The sequence below is a fragment of the Chloroflexota bacterium genome (assembly GCA_014360825.1).
Taxonomy (GTDB): domain Bacteria; phylum Chloroflexota; class Anaerolineae; order UBA2200; family JACIWT01; genus JACIWT01.
Map to the genome: position 1 here is coordinate 15,920 of JACIWT010000021.1, position 17,763 is coordinate 33,682.

Annotated in this window: 15 protein-coding genes; 7 read left to right on the plus strand and 8 right to left on the minus strand. The window is 56.6% G+C overall.

Annotation, left to right across the window (positions count from 1 at the left end; all coding sequences use genetic code 11):
• Nucleotides 1-7: 7 nt before the first annotated feature.
• On the plus strand, nucleotides 8-1,300 hold the full coding sequence (mtaB, locus tag H5T64_11375) for a tRNA (N(6)-L-threonylcarbamoyladenosine(37)-C(2))-methylthiotransferase MtaB (GenBank protein ID MBC7264937.1): 1,293 nt from the start codon (nucleotides 8-10) through the stop codon (nucleotides 1,298-1,300).
• Between the two features lie 108 nt (nucleotides 1,301-1,408).
• Here the strand turns inward: mtaB and H5T64_11380 are convergent, their stop codons facing one another.
• The 7 genes from H5T64_11380 to H5T64_11410 form a co-directional block, all read right to left on the minus strand.
• The gene (locus H5T64_11380) at nucleotides 1,409-3,277 is read right to left on the minus strand and encodes a glycoside hydrolase family 13 protein (protein MBC7264938.1); all 1,869 of its coding nucleotides are present in this window, start codon (nucleotides 3,275-3,277) and stop codon (nucleotides 1,409-1,411) included.
• Nucleotides 3,278-3,325: 48 nt separating this feature from the next.
• On the minus strand, nucleotides 3,326-4,174 hold the full coding sequence (locus H5T64_11385) for a carbohydrate ABC transporter permease (GenBank protein ID MBC7264939.1): 849 nt from the start codon (nucleotides 4,172-4,174) through the stop codon (nucleotides 3,326-3,328).
• Entirely contained in the window at nucleotides 4,171-5,103 is a 933-nt protein-coding gene (locus H5T64_11390) for a sugar ABC transporter permease (GenBank protein ID MBC7264940.1), read from the minus strand. Before H5T64_11390 ends, H5T64_11385 begins: the two co-directional genes overlap by 4 nt.
• A gap of 10 nt (nucleotides 5,104-5,113) precedes the next feature.
• The gene (locus H5T64_11395; GenBank protein ID MBC7264941.1) at nucleotides 5,114-6,409 is read right to left on the minus strand and encodes an extracellular solute-binding protein; all 1,296 of its coding nucleotides are present in this window, start codon (nucleotides 6,407-6,409) and stop codon (nucleotides 5,114-5,116) included.
• A gap of 163 nt (nucleotides 6,410-6,572) precedes the next feature.
• Nucleotides 6,573-7,826, minus strand: coding sequence for an ROK family transcriptional regulator (locus H5T64_11400; GenBank protein ID MBC7264942.1), 1,254 nt, complete (start codon nucleotides 7,824-7,826; stop codon nucleotides 6,573-6,575).
• A 153-nt stretch (nucleotides 7,827-7,979) separates the two neighbouring features.
• Complete coding sequence (locus tag H5T64_11405; protein MBC7264943.1) at nucleotides 7,980-8,930, minus strand: L-lactate dehydrogenase; 951 nt, start codon at nucleotides 8,928-8,930, stop codon at nucleotides 7,980-7,982.
• A gap of 236 nt (nucleotides 8,931-9,166) precedes the next feature.
• Entirely contained in the window at nucleotides 9,167-9,664 is a 498-nt protein-coding gene (locus H5T64_11410) for a DUF4870 domain-containing protein (GenBank protein MBC7264944.1), read from the minus strand.
• A 223-nt stretch (nucleotides 9,665-9,887) separates the two neighbouring features.
• Between H5T64_11410 and H5T64_11415 the strand changes: the two genes are divergently transcribed.
• From H5T64_11415 to H5T64_11435, 5 genes are all read left to right on the plus strand, one after another.
• Complete coding sequence (locus H5T64_11415) at nucleotides 9,888-10,799, plus strand: methionyl-tRNA formyltransferase (protein MBC7264945.1); 912 nt, start codon at nucleotides 9,888-9,890, stop codon at nucleotides 10,797-10,799.
• Nucleotides 10,799-11,530, plus strand: coding sequence for a lipoyl(octanoyl) transferase LipB (lipB, locus tag H5T64_11420; GenBank protein ID MBC7264946.1), 732 nt, complete (start codon nucleotides 10,799-10,801; stop codon nucleotides 11,528-11,530). The genes H5T64_11415 and lipB overlap by 1 nt, the downstream gene beginning before the upstream one ends.
• Nucleotides 11,531-11,614: 84 nt before the next feature.
• A complete protein-coding gene (gene topA, locus H5T64_11425; GenBank protein ID MBC7264947.1) occupies nucleotides 11,615-14,053 on the plus strand; it encodes a type I DNA topoisomerase in 2,439 nt (812 codons plus the stop codon).
• Nucleotides 14,054-14,132: 79 nt separating this feature from the next.
• Nucleotides 14,133-15,089: a tyrosine recombinase XerC gene (locus H5T64_11430; protein MBC7264948.1), complete on the plus strand. Its 957-nt coding sequence runs from the start codon at nucleotides 14,133-14,135 to the stop codon at nucleotides 15,087-15,089.
• Nucleotides 15,067-16,134, plus strand: a complete 1,068-nt coding sequence (locus H5T64_11435) for an aminopeptidase P family protein (GenBank protein ID MBC7264949.1) — start codon at nucleotides 15,067-15,069, stop codon at nucleotides 16,132-16,134. Before H5T64_11430 ends, H5T64_11435 begins: the two co-directional genes overlap by 23 nt.
• A gap of 262 nt (nucleotides 16,135-16,396) precedes the next feature.
• On the opposite strand, the gene H5T64_11440 is transcribed toward H5T64_11435, so the two are convergent.
• Nucleotides 16,397-17,191, minus strand: coding sequence for a biotin--[acetyl-CoA-carboxylase] ligase (locus H5T64_11440; GenBank protein MBC7264950.1), 795 nt, complete (start codon nucleotides 17,189-17,191; stop codon nucleotides 16,397-16,399).
• Between the two features lie 187 nt (nucleotides 17,192-17,378).
• On the opposite strand from H5T64_11440, the gene H5T64_11445 reads away from it, so the two are divergent.
• A partial coding sequence (locus H5T64_11445) for a hypothetical protein (protein MBC7264951.1) occupies nucleotides 17,379-17,763 on the plus strand: 385 nt, incomplete at its 3' end.

Genomic DNA, 17,763 nt, shown 5'->3' on the forward strand with positions numbered 1-17,763 from the left:
AGTGGTTATGGCCAACAGAAACAGCGGTGAGGCAATTTATCTCACCTCCATCGGATGTAAACTGAACCAAAGTGAGATGGAATCGCTGGCCCGCAAACTCCTGGCGGCCGGGCACCGTCTTACGGATAACCCCGCGGCAGCCAATGTATGCGTGATCAACACCTGCGCTGTTACCCACGTGGCGACGCGAAAGTCGCGAGGGGCTGTGCGTCGCATCCAAAGGGCGAACCCCAACGCGCGCATTGTCGTAACCGGCTGCTACGCGGAATTATGGCCCGCGGAAATCGAGGGGTTAGGTGGCATCACCCAAGTGGTGCCCAACAGGGAAAAGGAAGCGCTTCCATCTCTTTTACAGCGCTCGCTCGGCGAGGGGTGCCAGATCAGTGCCCCACTAGCCGGCATCATGGGGCACACGCGGGCGCTGGTCAAAATCCAGGATGGCTGTGACAACCAATGCACCTACTGCGTTGTCGCTCTGGCGCGAGGCCGTCAGCGCAGTCGCTCTCCCGATGAGGTAGTGGCCGAGGTCCGCGCCCGCGAGGCCGAGGGCTACCGTGAAGTGGTGCTCACGGGCGTCCACATCGGCGCGTATGGGCGTGAGTGCGGGAGCAGCCTGACGGCACTGGTGCGCCGACTGCTGGATGAAACAACCGTGCCACGCCTGCGCCTCTCCTCCATTGAACCCTGGGATCTGGACAAGGAGTTGTTAGCCCTCTTTGCGAACCCCCGCCTGTGCCGCCACCTGCATCTGCCCCTGCAAAGTGGCTGTGACCGCACCCTCCGGCGCATGGCCAGGCGCTACAGTGCGGGCTCGTATCGCGACCTGGTACAGGCCGCACGCCAAGCGATACCGGGGCTGGCGGTGACCACGGATGTTATCGTGGGCTTTCCTGGTGAGACCGAAGAGGATTTCGCGGAGAGCCTGGCCTTCGTGCGCGAGATGGCGTTCGCGCGGGTGCACGTCTTCCCCTACTCGTGCCGCCCCGGCACAGCGGCCGCCAACATGTCCGGCCAGGTGGAGCCGTCAGAGAAGCATTGCCGCACGGCGCGGATGATCGAGGTGGCAAAGGAAAGCGCGGCCGCCTTCCGCCGTGCATTCCTGGGGCGGGTTGTCGAGGTGCTATGGGAAAGACAAGGATTGCACTCTGAGCGTGGCCCCGTCTGGGACGGTTTGACGGACAACTACCTGCGGGTCTATACAGCGAACGAGAGCGATCTGGCCAATCAGATCACGCCGGTACGAGTTCTGTCCCTCTGGGAGGATGGGGTGTGGGGGGAGATAGTAGATGGCCCGGTGTGATGGAGACGGGTTTTTGCATGGGGCGAGTGCAGGAACTTGAACCTAGGATAACCCACTTAGAAGCCACGTGCGCACTTGAATAGAGATCTGCCATCGTGTCAACAAAGTTCATCGAGAGCATCCAAGTACGATACCACTGAAAGGCTCTAGAGAAATCTTCACCCTGCCTTCTTCCACAACATATATGTCTTCACCCAAAAAATTCCTCAGGGCCATGCCATCTGCCAGTCCCACTGAGGTGGTGGGGATCTGAAGCCAAGCCTGCCGTTCACTATTGTTTAGGATCACCAATATCGTCTCATCTGGGTCTTGCAGTGCGTACGCATAGGTGCCAGCAATTTTATCTACGCATACAGTCTTCCTGACCCCTCGTCGCAGCGCACGGTGGGCGTGTCTCATGGCACAGAGTTTTTTGTAATGGCTATGCAAATCCCGGTCCTGTTCCTCGCCCCACAACATAGGCTGTCGCGCATATCCATGTTCTTCGCGGCCGTTGGGCATACCGATTCCTCTCTCCTGCGATAAACCCACTTCAGTGCCATAGTAAATAATCGGTGGTTGCGGCAAAGTGAATTGACAAAGCGCTGCCAATTTGAGTCGCCTAGTATCTTCTCTCGCCAGCCACAGGAAGCGGTCCACATCGTGATTGTCCAGAAAAGTCGGACGGAGGAAATAATCAGCAAAATAGGACTCGTGATGGGTAATGAAGCTATCAAACTGTTCGGCATCAAGCTGCCCTAGAGCAAAATACTCACGGGCCGCACGCATAAAGAGAAAATCAAGACAACCGTCTAACCGCCCCTCATAGCTTCGCCAGGAGTCCGGATTTTCGATCACTTCACCTATGTGCACTGATTCTGGCCTGGTGTTCTTTACCATCTCAGCGAAATCAACCCAAAAACTGTGTGAAGGGCCAGCAGCGCTGTCCAAGCGGAAGCCGTCAACGTCATAGGTATTCAACCAGTGGATGGCTACCTGGCGAATGATGTAGTCGCGAACTTCTTGGTTTTCGGTGTTAAGCTGGGGCAAAGTTTTCACTCCGAAGAAAGCTTTGTATTCGTTAGGCCAATGTGTGAAGGTGTACCAGTTGTAATAAACACTATCTCGGCCGGCTTGCGCCTCGACGAAAAAGGGGTGCTTCCAAGAGGTATGATTGGCGACGAAATCCAGGATCACGTGCAAGCCCGCCTCATGTGCTAACTTGATGAGGTTTCTCAAGTCCGTCTCGCTTCCCAGTCGTGGTTCCACAGTCAGATAATCTGTGACGTCGTATCCATGGTAGGAAGTACTCGGAAAGCAAGGGGAAAGCCAAAGGCAATTCACACCCAGATTGACAAGGTAGTCCAATTTATCAATGACCCCGCGGATGGTCCCACCATAGAAGTCGGAGGGCGAAGTCAGTGACCTGAAACCAGGTGGGTGATTTCCCGGATAAAAGCGGTCAATGAAAATGTGGTAGATAATAGAATCCCGGACCCACTCAGGTGGTCTCAGCTCGTCCACGAGGTACGCAAAAACCGTAGCCAATGTTGAGTCAGAGACCTGATTATCAGCGTACACACTGCACCCGCCTCTAGAGTGCCAGGCCTCAATCTTATATTTGACTTTGGTCCCTTTTGCTTGTGGTGGTATTTGCCCTCGCCACCAATCCAGATATTCCCACATTAGATCATGCCATTCAGTCCGTTCGTAAGCCAAGGGTATACTAGTGCCGTGGGTAGCCCTGCCACGGCTCCCTTGAGGGTCCGAGCCATCAGTCGTATAATAAAGACTTACCTGATCATAAGTTCCGCTGATGCTAACCACCACGTCCACCGCCTGGTCAGGCAATGGATCAGGAGGAATGATAACGCTCCTGTGGTTCACCCCTCGACGCGTACGCCTTGCTTGATCTGCCGCCCAGGAAGGCTTCCCCCAACCTCCGAAGATCGTGATCTCAGGAAACAGCCCAGCGTCTCGAGAAGCATTACGTTCCATGCAATTTCTCCAAACTCGCGACGAACTCGTACAATTCTTCCACGTTCATCAACCCCGAAGCGCGCCCCGCATCAAGCCAGCCTGTATGTAACGTTGGCCCAAGATGAACACAATCACAAATGGAATGGACGTCATCACAGCCATAGCGGCAAACTGTGGCCAGGGGATAGCCAACTGCAGCCAAATTGACGCCACGGAACCAAAGGCCACGGCTACCGTATAGTAGCGAGAATCCAGTAAGATGATGCTGGCCACTATGTATTCGCTCCAGCACAAGATGAATACGAAAGCACAGGTAGCAAACAAGGCAGGGGCAGCCAGTGGCAACACGATGTGGCGGAGAATTTGGAGCGTTGAGGCGCCATCAATACACGCGTTCTCCTCAATCTCCAAAGGGACGGTATCAAAATATAGCTTGAGGTTCCAGATGCTGAAAGGCAAGGAGAGGGCAATATAGAGTAATGCCAAGCCGCCTAAGTTTAACAAATGTAACTCCCGAAATAGCAAGAAAAGGGGCATTAGTGTAGTTAGCGTAGGGAGGAATTGGATCATAAGTATCATTCCAAGAAGCATTTCTTTTCCGCGAAATTTGCCCCGCGACAACGCATAAGCAGCAGGCGCCGCTAGAGTAACAGTTAGGATAATTGCCGGAAATGTTACCAGAAAACTGTTCCTCATCCAAAGTAGGAACCGCGTGGCGAAAATAACCTCGCGATAGGGCTGGAATGTAGGGTTTAATGGCACGAATTGTGCTTTTGTGGTGACGAATGTGCCATATGGTTGTATGGAAGTAGCTGCGATCCAGTAGACTGGCACGAGGGTGGCAATGGCAACCGTTGTAGCCAAGAGTTGTACCAATACACCCGTGAGCCGGTCTCTTAGCCAAACCCAGCTCATCGTTCCATTCCCCTCAGGAGGCCACCTTGACGGATAATCACTGTAGCAATGATCATTACGATGATGGATATCACAGTCATGAAAGCCGCTTGATACCCGTACTGGTGCGCCACAAATGCGGTTTTGTAACCCCAAGTCATAACCAAGTCAGTCTTTCCCGCAGGGCCGCCTCTGGTCAAGAACCACACTACGATGAAGAGCTGGAAGGTCGTGTTTCCTGTGAGAAGCGCAATGAACAGCATCGCCGGGCGGATCAAAGGCCAAGTGATGAGACGAAAGCGCGACCAGGTTCCCGCCCCATCGATCATAGCCGCCTCGTACAGTTCCGGCGGAACACTCTGCAGAGCACCCAGACTGACCGTCATGACAAAAGGATAAGCGAGCCAAAGCTGGACAATGTGAATTGCCCCCAATGCCAATTCTCCCGAAGTAAGCCAAGGTAAACCATTGAGACCCAAACTACTCAGGAACTGATTGATCAGCCCAAAGTCTGTAAGGAACATCGAGCGCCAGACAAGTACAGAGATGTAGACTGGGATAACCCAAGGGACGATCATCAGGCTGCGGTAGATAGCCGGAGCTCGAAGCCGTTTGGATGTCAAAAGAACAGCCAAACCCAATCCAACGCCAATCTGCAGTACCACGTTGAACACTGTGAATAGCGATGTACGCGACAACACGGCGTAAAACTCACGGCTGTTTAGTAGTTGCACGAAATTGGCCAGTCCGACAAACTTGTACTCATAGTAATGGCGTAGGCTACGGTTAGTGAAAGCGAGGCCTAAATTATACAGTAAAGGGTAGCCCAGTATAGCAGCCATAATGAACAGCGCCGGAGCCAACAGGGTCACTGCAGCCAATGTGCTAATGAGAGGTGAAGAGGTCCGTGGGGACCTCTTCACCTCATAGAATTTTTGGACGACGCTCATGCGACTTCCATTACCTAGTTTTAGCGATGGCGTCTAACACTGCTTGTTGGCCCTCTTTCAACGCCACCTCGGCCGTCTTCTCTCCAGTCCACACCGCGTCAAGGACATCCCAATATGGAGCGCCCCATGCCCAGATCAAGCCCATCTCTGCTCGCTTCGGCATCGGGATAGCAGCCTGCGCCTGTGCCAAAATAGTGAGCTTCACTTCATCCTCCGCAATTCGTGCATCTTCATAGGCTGCTGTGAATGCCGGTGCAAACCCGGCCTCCACTACCCAATCCACAATCTGCGGTGGTGACACAAACCAAGTCAAAAAATCGACAGCGGCCGCCACATCTTGAGCATTGGTCGTCACCATCCAGGAGCGAACGCCCATGAAGGGTCTAGCGGGCCCAATGCCCGTGATCTCTGGGAGCGGAGCTACGCCGAAGTTAATTCCAGCCTTTTCCACATCCGGAAGCGCCCAGGGACCGGTGAAGAGTATTGGCGCGTTCCTATCTGTGAACAACGCAATCTGAGTCGCGTAGTCTTTATCGCTGGACATATATGGCCGTATATTATCAAGTATCCACTGCAGCCCCTGGATGTGCTCTGGCCTGTCAAGACCCACTTCCCCAGTTTCATCGTTCAAGTAGAAGCCACCGAAGCCGTGGATGAACGCAGATACATGATAGGGGTCAATGGGCCAAGCGAGTCCGTACTTACCCTCGTCCGGTTTGTAAAATTGCTTCATGACCCCAATGAGCTCCTCAGTGCTTGTCGGCGGCTTGGAGATGAGGTCCTTGTTGTAGATCATGATCACGGTTTCTGCGCTCTCCGGGATGGCGTAGATGTGTCCTTTGTAGGTTACGGCATCCCACGCGGACGTGGGGAAGGCAGCCCTGAATTCCGGCGTGATGTAATTGTCTAAAGGCACGATAATATTCAAGTCTGCCATCTCGCCAATCCAATCGTGGGCGAAGGTGAAAATAGCAGGACCCTCACCAGCTGGGACCGCGATGCGGAGCTTGTCCTTCAATTCCTCAACTCGGTGACTCTCAATAGTCACATGTGGATGTTCTATTGTGTATTGGCGGCTCACTTTGTCGAAAGCCTGTTGTGCTGCTTCGAACAATGTAGTCCATACCACCAACTTAACTGGCGAGGGTGTCGCTGTAGCTGTGGGAGCAGGGGTTGGTGCTACCTGCGTGGTTGGCGTCGGTGGTAACGGTGTTGGCGATGGCGCCGGGCGGCAGGCAGTTATTACCAAAGGCCAGGTGATCAGGGCGCTCATAACCAACAGCAGCAGATGTTTGCGAAAACTCATTTCTCTTTCCTCCTTGAAGTCTATGCCATTTTCTAAAGGTTACCAAATCCTTATATGGTCTAAAGCGATTAAAACCACCTCCTCTCCCACTTCTCATACTTCTACGTTGCCAAAGTCTTTCATGTACCCCAGGGTTATATGGCCTCGGCCAAAGTTATCTATCTTACCTGCCCCCAGAGAATGACGCAGCGGCACCAGCAGTAAGATGGGGTCCGTGCAGTACATCCTGCAAGATGAGCGTCGCCGCACCCATTGCGACTGCGTCCTGCCCCAGGTCCGCTGGCATCACCCTAACCACCTGACTAGCAGCCGATAAAGCATGCGCTTGTATAGTCTCTCTGATAGATTCAAGGAAGATGGGACCGGTATTGGGTGCGTCAATTACAACGAGGTCGGGATTAAGTAAATTCACTAGGTTGGCAAGGGCCAGTCCCAAGTGCCCGCCTGCTTTTCTCAAAACCCGTTGAGCCAGTGGGTCGCCCGCTTCTGCTGCCTTTCCTATATCTTCCATCGTGAGTGACCGTACGGCTGTAATATGCCTTAGGCTGCTTTCTTCTCCAGCGGAGAGGGCGACGGATATCTCCCGAAGGATCGCTCTGGAGTCACAGATCGTCTCCAGGCAACCCCTCTTTCCACAGCGACATCGCCGCCCCTCTATATCAACAGTCAGGTGTCCGATTTCTCCTGCACTGCCAACTCTCCCTCGGTAGATCTGACCCCCTAGAATCAAGCCGCTTCCGATGCCATTTCTGAACATCACGTAGACTAGGTTTTCAATGCCCCGCCCCGCCCCCCACCAACTCTCCGCCATCGCTGCTAAGTTCGCGTTGTTGTCGGCATCAACACGCTTCTCAAGCAATGCCTCTAACATGGCTTTCAAGGAAAGTCCACGCCAACCAGGCATCATTTCGTTCAAGGTAACCTGTCCCGATAGGTAGTCGTAGGGGCTGGGCAAGGCTACACCAATCCCAACCACTTTGTCCCAATCTATTTCGGCTTCGACGACAATTTGCCGCACCGCCCCAGCAATTGTTTTCGCTAAAGACTCGGGGGCAGTTCGAATCGAAATTTCCTCTATGAGGTGTGTACCAACCTCCGCACGCAAATTGTGGGTTGTTACGGCAAACCCGTCCGCGCGCAAATCTACCCCAACAATACAACGCGCATCATAGTTGAACTCTAACAGAATTGGCTTTTTCCCTCCCCTTGACTCTCCGCGCCCTGACTCTGTTATCCAGCCCTCTCGTAAAAGGTCCGCAACAATACTGGACACCGTAGGGCGACTGAGCTTGGTCACTTTGGCGATATCAACGCGGGAGATAGTTCCGCGCTCCCAAAGGAGATTGAGAACGGTCGCGGTATTCATCCCACGCATCAAAGTGGCGTCGCCGATAGTCGTGTTTTGTTGAAGATTCACGTGGCCCCTCTCGCAGTTAACTCGTTCCAATTCTTTGAATATATTATACTACGAAAAACTTAGTTTGTCAAGTATCCTAACTAAGTTCAGGGCATTGTTTGCGCGCTGTTGGCACGAAGCGGGAGGGAGAAGAAGTGCCCGGAGTGCAGCCACCTAACTGGACGTGCCCGACAACTCCAACTGCGCGATCACCTCGCGCATCAGCCGCGCCGATTCGCGGAAGGCCCGCTCCTCGTCCTCGCTCACGGTCAGGCACAGGGTCCGGGCGGCGCCCTGGCGGTTGACCACCGTGGGCACGCTCAGGCAGACGTCGCTCACGCCGTGGTAATCGGTGAGCAGGCTGGAGACGGAGAGGACGGTGTTCTGGTCGCGCAAGATGGCCTCTACAATGCGCACCAGACCAGAGGCGATGGCGTAATAGGTGGCCCCTTTGCGTTGAATGATCTCGTAGGCAGCGTCGCGCGTTTGGGTGAAGATATGCTCCATGGCCGGGGCGTCGTAGGACGTGCCACAGATGGCGCAGAACTCCACCAGCCGCTGCCCGGCAATGTTGGCCAGGCTCCACAGGGGCACCTCGCTATCGCCGTGCTCGCCGACAATGTAAGCGTGCACGCTGCGAGGATCCACGCCGTAGTATTCGCCCAGCAGGAAGCGGAAACGGGCGGTGTCCAAGATGGTGCCAGAACCGATGACGCGGTTGGGTGGGTAACCGGAAAGTTTCAGGGCCACGTAGGTCAACACATCCACCGGATTGGTGGCCACCAGGATAATGCCCTCTGGGTTACACTCTGCGATGCGGGGGATGATCTGGCGGAAGATGGCGGTATTCTTCTGCACCAAATCGAGGCGGGTCTCGCCGGGCTTCTGTGCCGCGCCAGCAGCGACCAACACGATGTCGGCACCGGCACAGTCGGGGTAATCACCCGCCCGGACGCGGGCTGGGCGGTGGAAGGGCACAGCATGGTTGATATCCATGGCTTCGCCCTCGGCACGGGCGCGGTTCATGTCAATGAGCACGATCTCGGAGACCAGGCCACTCCAAACCAAAGCGTAGGCAAGGGTAGCACCGACATTGCCCACACCGACAATCGCCACTTTCGGCATGGCTCACCTCCAAGCGGTTGATGGAACGCATTATATTGGCTTTTTGGTAACAAGGCAACAGAAAAGGCCAGGACTCAACCTGGCCTTTCTCGCGGGCGTAGTCCGTCTTAGGGGCAACTTTAGGCCAAGCATTGTTCAGCGGCAGTTGTACTGCCGCGCACTTCCACTTCAGCGGCAATTGCCAAGGCGACCCGCAGTGCAACTGCGGGGGCGTAAGAGCCAGGGTTCCATCTGGACTACAGCCACTTGCTACTAACCAAGAAGTCAGTGAGCCAAGGGATGACAGTGTACTGACCCTGATAGGCAGTGTAAGCGTAGTAGATGAAGGGCACGAGTGGCAGCAGGAAAATCGTCCACAGGATGCAAGCCAGCGGGGGGACTATCACGCTAACTACGCAAAAGAACAGTCCGGCCAACACTTCATAGACGATGGCGAGCACCGCCAGACTTAGGGCATGGACCGCATGGTATCGCTGGAAATCGCGCTTCCTGTTCTCCTCAGATAGAAGGACGATGAAGGGCAGTATGAATGGCAAGATCAACTGGGTGAGGTAGCATAGCATAGCCATCAGCCGATCATTGTCGCTAGGCGCCTGGCGTTCCGCCGGTGGCTGAGGGACAGGCTCTTGCATTTCCTCGATCTGTGGCTTGATCTCCTGTTCTTCCGCTTCCGTTTTTGACACACGCCCCTTGCGTTTGGGGGTTTCGGCCAACTCGGCCTTTTCCTCGCTCATGTTATCGCCTCCTACGTATTGTTGTTTCGGTCTATGGCTATTGCATCCAACTGCATACTATACGCATTGGCGGGCAGTGGGTTGCGGTCAGCAGCAAATGCATCTCTTGGCTCGGGATAGCGCAGGCAGTTTGATTTTGGAAGCGTCGACGCTTACTTGCCGCCTGATAGCGTATGTGTTAGAATTGCAGATGGATAAGGATCTTATGGAAAGGATCATTTTCATGGGCACGCCGCGCTTTGCCGTGCCCATCTTGGATGCACTGGCATCCCAATACAAAATCGCCGCGGTGGTTACACAACCCGATCGGCGAGCGGGACGGGGTCGCTCGCAGGTCGTGCCCTCGCCAGTGAAGGAGCGAGCGCTTGAATTGGGCCTCTTGGTGTTGCAGCCATCCAACCTCCGCGACGAGGCGGTAGTACAGACCCTGCACGACTTACAGCCAGAGGTCATTGTCGTGGCGGCCTTCGGACAAATCCTCCGTCCCTCGGTGTTAAGTCTGCCCCCTAAGGGGTGCATTAATGTACACGCCTCACTTTTGCCTCGCCACCGCGGGCCTGCGCCCATCCCAGCCGCCATCCTGGCCGGTGATCGGATGACCGGCGTGACGATCATCCTGATGGACGAGGGCGTGGATAGTGGCCCCATCCTCTCGCAAGCCACGCACTCCATTGGCCCGCGGGATACAACTGGCACGCTCACTGCGTCGCTGGCGGAGTTAGGCGCTGAATTACTACTCAAGACCCTACCGCGCTGGCTGGCCGGTGAAATCACACCGCAACCTCAGTCAATGGAGGGCATCACCTATGCCCCCATCATCCGCAAGAGCGATGGCATGGTAGATTGGACATTGCCCGCCATAGAGATCGACCGGAGGGTGCGGGCGTATACTCCCTGGCCAGGTGCCTACACCTATTGGCAGGGGCGGGTGTTGAGACTGGTGCAAGTTACACCACGAGCGGGTGAGTCGCCTGCCTTGCCCGGACAGGTCATCCGGCTGAAGGACGGCATCGGTGTGGGGACAGGGGATGGTTTGGTGATGTTGGAGATCGTTCAGTTGGCAGGCAAGCGGGCGATGGATGCGGAAGCGTTCGCCCGAGGACAGCGGGATTTCATCGGGTCCAGGCTGGGATAATGGAGACTAGACTTTCGGAAAACAGCCTTGAGGGAAATAGCAAGCGTACACCGGTGCAATTATTGTGTCTGGGGCGGTGGCCGTACAAGGAAGCACTGGCCTTGCAGCACCGCATCGTAGCAGCACGCCAGGCAGGGCTCGTGGGCAACACATTGATCCTGTTGGAGCATGAGCCTGTCATCACCATCGGGCGTGCTGGTGACGCCGGCCATATCCTTGCTGGCGAAGACGATCTGCGTGCCGCAGGCATCCGCATCTATCGCGTGGAGCGCGGCGGCGACGTAACCTACCATGGCCCAGGACAGTTGGTGGGATACCCTATCCTGCGTTTGGCAGACTACGGTCTGGGTGTGTCGGATTACATGCACCACTTGGAGGAGACCATCATACGCACCTTAGCCGACTTTGGGATTGGGGCCGGGAGGTTGGACAACATCATTGGCGTGTGGGTTGGCGGGGCCAAGATCGCGGCCCTGGGAGCGCGCATCGAAGGCGGGGTCACTTATCATGGCTTCGCTCTCAATGTGGACCCCGACCTCTCGCACTTCGATTTCATTGTGCCCTGCGGGATAACGAATTGCCGGGTCACCTCCATGCGCCTGGAGTTGGGGCGGCAGGTGAACATCGAAACGGTGCGAGAACGGCTGACCGCCCGTTTCAGCGAAGTATTTGGAGTGGCGATCGAGCCAACGAGGCTGGAGGAGATGAATTTGCCGCCCTGTGCTGCTTGACAAAAAGGACGAAGGCAATAGAATGAAGCGCCGTAAATTCAGTCTGAGATGGGAATAAAGTACTCCAGGCATTTAGGAGACGATATGACCGAAACAACCACAGCCTACTGCTTCAAATGCCATGCCAAACGAGAGATACAGAACCCCGAGGCGGTTTACACTGCCGCCGGAAGGGCAGCCACCAAAGGTCAGTGCCCTGTTTGCGGTACAACTCTATTTCGCATGGGCGAGACACCGGCCCACAAGGACCTGCCCAAACCAACCGTTGTGGCGCCTGCGGTACGCAAGCGCGCCAAAGGTCAACCACGGGCCTACCGCAGGCCACGCGGTGATGCGAAGATCGTGATCGTGGAGTCGCCGGCAAAGGCCCGTACAGTAAGCCGCTTCCTGGGTAAAGAGTACGATGTGTATGCCTCTGTGGGACACGTCCGCGACCTCCTGCGCTCGCAACTCAGCGTAGATGTGAGCAATGACTTTGAGCCTAAGTACCGGGTGCTGAAAGAGAAGCGGGAGGTGGTTCAAAACCTACAGCAAGCGGTCAGAGAGGCGCGGGAAGTGTATCTGGCGACTGACCCCGACCGCGAGGGTGAGGCAATCGCCTGGCACTTGTTAGCGGCAGTGAAAATACCAGAAGAAATCGCTCGCCGCGTCGTCTTCCATGAGATTACCCAAAGCGCTATTGAGGAGGCTTTCCAGCACCCGCGTGGCATCAACATGGACCTGGTGAACGCTCAACAAGCTCGGCGCATCCTGGACCGACTCGTGGGCTATAAAATAAGCCCTCTTCTGTGGCAAAAAGTGCGTAGCAGGCTTTCGGCCGGGCGTGTGCAGTCGGTGGCCTTGCGACTCATCGTGGAGCGCGAACGAGAGATCATGGCCTTCGTGCCGGTGGAATATTGGTCCATCGCTGCCGAATTGGCCAAGCAGGAGTCTCGTGGGCAGGAAGTGCGGCCCAGTTTCATCGCGAAACTCGTGCGCATCCGAGGGGAAGAGGTTGATCTCAAAAATCAAACTGATACCCTATCCATTGTGGAGGAACTGGAGAAATCCGCTTACTTAGTGACCGATGTGCGCAAACGGGAGCGCCAACGCAAGCCACCCGCCCCCTTCATTACCAGCACGATGCAACAGGAGGCCTCCCGGCAACTTGGTTTCACCGCCAAGCGCACCATGGCCCAGGCCCAAAGCCTCTACGAGGGTGTGGAGTTGGGCCCAGAAGGTAGCGTGGGCCTGATCACGTACATGAGAACAGATTCCACAGCGGTAGCGGAAGTAGCCCAAAAAGAGGCCAGGGATTACATCAGCGAAAAGTACGGTCAGGATTACCTGCCGTCAAAACCACCTGTGCATAAAACCAGGGCGAAAATCGCACAAGAGGCCCACGAATGCATCCGACCCACTTCCGTGCGACGTGAGCCATGGGCGATCCGTGACTACTTGACTAAGGATCAGTACCGCCTGTACGAGCTGATCTGGAAACGCTTTGTGGCCAGTCAGATGGCAGCCGCAATCCTGGATACGACCTCGGTGGACATTCACGCCGGGCGAGTGACAGCGAGCGACTCAGTGGCCGACGCAAACGTGGATGACCACATCTATTCATTGATGCAGCAGATGCCCTATCTATTTCGGGCAACGGGCTCCGTGGTGAAGTTCCCCGGTTTCCTGATGGTGTATGAAGAAGCGAAAGACGAAGATGTGCAACCTGAGGAAGGCGAAGGGGCTATTCTTCCTCCGCTGAGAGCAGGCGAGTTCTTAGACCTGCTGCGATTGCTGCCGGAGCAGCATTTCACCCAGCCACCGCCCCGTTACACTGAGGCGTCGTTGGTGCGTGTATTGGAGGAGTACGGCATCGGCCGCCCCAGCACTTATGCGCCCATTCTGTCCACTATACAGGCGCGTGGCTACGTTGAGCGCGATGGCAAGCGGCTGTTCCCCACCGAACTAGGGTTCATAGTCAATGATTTGGTGGTGGAACATTTCCCGGACATTGTGGATGTGGGATTCACCGCGGGGATGGAGAATGACCTGGACTTGATCGCCAATGGCAAGCGCAACTGGGTGCAAGTGCTGAGAGAGTTTTATGGCCCGTTTGAGCGCGCGGTGCAGGCCGCTGAGGCAAATATGAAGGTAGTGGACCCACCACAGGAAGAGACCGGACAAGTTTGCGAGAAATGTGGCAGGAAAATGATCGTGAAATGGGGGCGTTATGGCAAGTTCCTGGCCTGCAGCGGATTCCCAGAGTGTCGCAACGCCAAGCCCTATGCCACCAAGGTCGGAGTGAACTGCCCGCAGTGTGGCGGTGATCTGGTGGAGCGAAAAACCCGGAAGAACCGCGTTTTTTACGGCTGCGCAAACTATCCGAGTTGCAATTTTGCCACCTGGAACCGTCCGGTGCGCGAACCCTGTCCGAGTTGCGGTGGCCTGATGACGGAGGCAGGCAAAGACAAAGTGAAATGTACGCAGTGCGAGAGCGTTTTCGAACGGGCCGAGGAACCGGAGCGAGAAACCGCTCCCGCCTGAGGTGGCAACCCGAGTTACAGTATTGGATTCTGGCTGAGCAGAATAGTTCAGCCAGAGCCACCATTTCGGGGCTAATGCGATGAGAAAGCATCTGGAGCGCTACCTGCGATATCTGATAGTAGAGAAGAACGCCTCCCCGCGCACGGTGCGCAATTACCAGCATGAGATCGAGGAGTTCCTGGATTTCCTGCGCGCTCAGGGCATCGAGGATTGGTCAGGTGTGAACCGGGACGCGCTGCGCCGCTACCAGGCTTGGTTGGGTAGCCGTGATTATGCCAAGACCAGCGTAAGGCGACGGCTAAGCGAACTGCGTTCTTTCGGGCGTTATCTGGTGCGCGAGGGCGTCTTAGAAACAAACCCTTTCCGAATGTTCTCTTCACCCAAGACGCCCCGTCGTCTGCCCAATTATCTCTCCCAGGAAGAAATGCGCGCTTTGCTCAGCATTCCGGATCTGGGCACGCCCCAGGGCTTGCGCGATCGCGCCATCTTGGAGGTCCTCTACGGCGGAGGCTTGCGGGTCAGCGAAGTCGTTGAACTCAATGTGAGCAGTATAGACTGGGGCCGGCATGAATTGCGCGTGTGGGGCAAGGGAGCGAAGGAACGCATCGCGCTGCTAGGCGAGCCCGCCATAAAAGCGCTGAAAGCGTACCTGGAAGCCGGTCGGCCAGCGCTGTTAGAGGGGAAAGAGACCACCCCCGCCCTCTTTCTCAACCGCCTGGGAACACGACTTTCGGCACGGAGCGTGATGTCTATCCTGCGCAAATACGGCCGCCTAGCCGGGCTCGAGAAGCGCGTGACCCCCCATGCGTTGCGGCACTCATTCGCCACACATTTGCTTGACGGTGGGGCGGACCTGCGCTCAGTGCAAGAATTGCTAGGCCACGAGCAGATCACTACCACGCAAATTTACACCCATGTCAGCCAGAGCCGCACACGCGAGGTGTACCGTCGTTCTCACCCTCTGGCCCGCGACGAAGGGCATAACAACAAAGCAGAAGGAAAGGAGACGATGAATGAGGCTACAGAAACTGCGTAACATCCTGGCCGAGAAACAATTAGACGCCATCCTGGTCACTGACCCCATCAACCGGCGTTATCTGAGCGGGTTCACTGGTTCGGCGGGGGCACTGGTGATCACGCCTTCGCAAGCGTTTCTGGTGGCAGATTTCCGCTACTGGAGCCAGGCCGCACAACAAGCACCCGATTTCGAGTTGATTAAATTGGGGCCCAGCGCCTCCTATGTGAAAGAGACGCTCTACGAACTGCTCGGGCGGTTGGGGGCGCAGCGCATCGGCTTTGAGAGCACCAACATCACTTATGATCAATACCAGGAGTGGTTCGCTCACGCTGAGGGGGTGGAATTCGTGCCCACCAAGGGAATCGTCGAGGGTCTGCGGGCTATCAAAGATGCGGATGAAATCGCCCTCATCCAACGTGCCATCGCTATCTCTGACGCTGCGTACGCGCACGTCAAGGCTTTTCTTAAGCCAGGCATGACAGAGCGCGAGGTAGCCTGGGAACTGGAATCTTTCATGAGAACCCATGGTGCAGATGCCACTTCTTTTCCGATTATCGTTGCCTCGGGGCCGAACGGGGCCATGCCCCACGCTGTCACGTCGGAGCGCGTCATCGGCGAGGGCGATCCGGTAGTGATAGACATGGGGGCGATGGTGAATGGCTACTGCTCCGACTTGACCCGCACCGTTTACCTTGGGGAACCCGACCAAAAGTTCCGCCAGGTCTATGATTTGGTGTTGCGCGCCCAGTTGGCCGCCGAGAAGGGCATCCGGCCTGGGATGAAGGGGACGGAAGCCGACGCGATCGCCCGCACCATTATTGCGGAGGCAGGCTACGGGGAGCAATTCGGGCACGGCCTGGGCCACGGGGTGGGGATGTCGGTGCATGAGATGCCCGGCTTGGGACAACAATCGGAGAATATCCTGGAGCCCGGCAGTATCATCACTGTCGAGCCAGGCATCTACATCCCCGAATGGGGCGGGGTGCGCATTGAGGATATGGTGTGCGTCATCAGCGACGGCGTAGAAGTGCTGACCCAGGCGGACAAAGACCCCGTTATCTGATCTGCCAAGGGTTGCTGCATCACAGTGCTACCAGGATAACGCGCAAATTTTTTGGACAAGTGGGTGCTCTCGACTCAAAATGGCTCTGAGTCCAGATCGGCTCTAGCGTCGCTATTACCCTGAGAGGGGCACACGCTCTCCTACGCCTTCCTGACCTGTTTCGATACTCACGGCGGATTGGATGTCCCCGGCTATTCCGTCAGTGAAGATCGCGCTAGGCCCGATGAGCCACGGCTATCGGGCAGCGGCTTTGTTCATCTCTCTATCTCGCCGCCTTTCGGCACAACGTTACATCACCGGCCAGCAACCGCACTGTATTGCCCTCGGGCGTGAGGATAAGAAGTGCGCCGGTTTCATCCACGTCCCGCGCCAGGCCCACGATGGTACCCTCGGGCGTCATCGCTACGATCTGCTGGCCCAATGTGCTCAGCCGCGAGGCCCACTCGCGATGAGGCAAGTGGCCGTGCTGGAGGGATAGGTAGTGCCGCTCAACGTGCGCGAGGAGGCTGAGCAAAAGTTCGCCGCGATTCACTGGGCGTCCGGCCGCTTCGCTGACACTGGTAGTGTCTGGCGGGAGGCCAGGCACCTCAGCGGGCCGCAGGTTCACGTTGAGCCCCAATCCCACGATGACGTATTCGATACGCTCTCCCCGCACGGCCAATTCGGTCAGGATGCCCCCGGCCTTGCGCTCGTTCAGCAGGATGTCGTTGGGCCATTTGAGGCTGCCGACGAGACCAGCCGTCTCCTCAAGGGCGTCGAGGACAGCCAGGCCACAGATCATCGTCAGTGCGCCAACGTGGGTGGGCGGGAGATTGGGATAGAAGATCAACGAGAGGAGCAGCGACGTGCCTGCCGGGGCCAGCCAACGCCGCCCCAGACGGCCCTTGCCTGCAGTTTGCTCTTCGGCGATGACCAGCGTGCCCTCCGGTGCACCCTGGCCCGCCAGTTGTTTGGCCACTTCGTTGGTCGAGCCGGTCTGGGGCAAATAGATAAAGTTGCGGCCCACGGTGGCCGTTGTCAGTCGAGCCTTGATTCCGTCCACGCTCAGATCGGACAAGGGCACCTCCTAGACGGAGATTAGCGCAGAAGATGGGAGAGGTCAAAATTCGAATACGTTTGCCCGAGGCGACCTGCGACGCTATAATTGAGAGTGCCGGGAGAAATCAGCGAATGGCGGCTACATCTGCGAAATCCCGCTGGGAACTGGGCAGGAGTCGTTAGCAGGTGGTCAGCAGAGGTGGGATATGGATTATGCGCTGAGAGTGAAGATGACCTTGGTTACCCTCACCTTGGTGGCTGCGCTCGCCGCGCTGGGCGCTGTGCCTGCCTCGGCTGGCCAGTCGGGGGAGCAATCTCCAGATTGCGATCGGCGCATCGCCGTCTGGAGACGGCTCCCACTTGTGAATACCCGCCACCGAATGGAATTCGGTGGCTACGCCCGGGATGTAGTAGGGGCGACCGGCCAGTCGCCCTTACTGGAAATCGCATTTCCGGGCGGTGTGGGTAGCGAAATCCCGACCCACGCCGGTCGCCGGTGGATAAATCCACCGGCTGGTCTTGTCCAGTCCCGCTGGGACTGGGCCGCGATGAGCCGCCGTACCCATTCGCAGGGGCGCCGCCCCCCCCCCC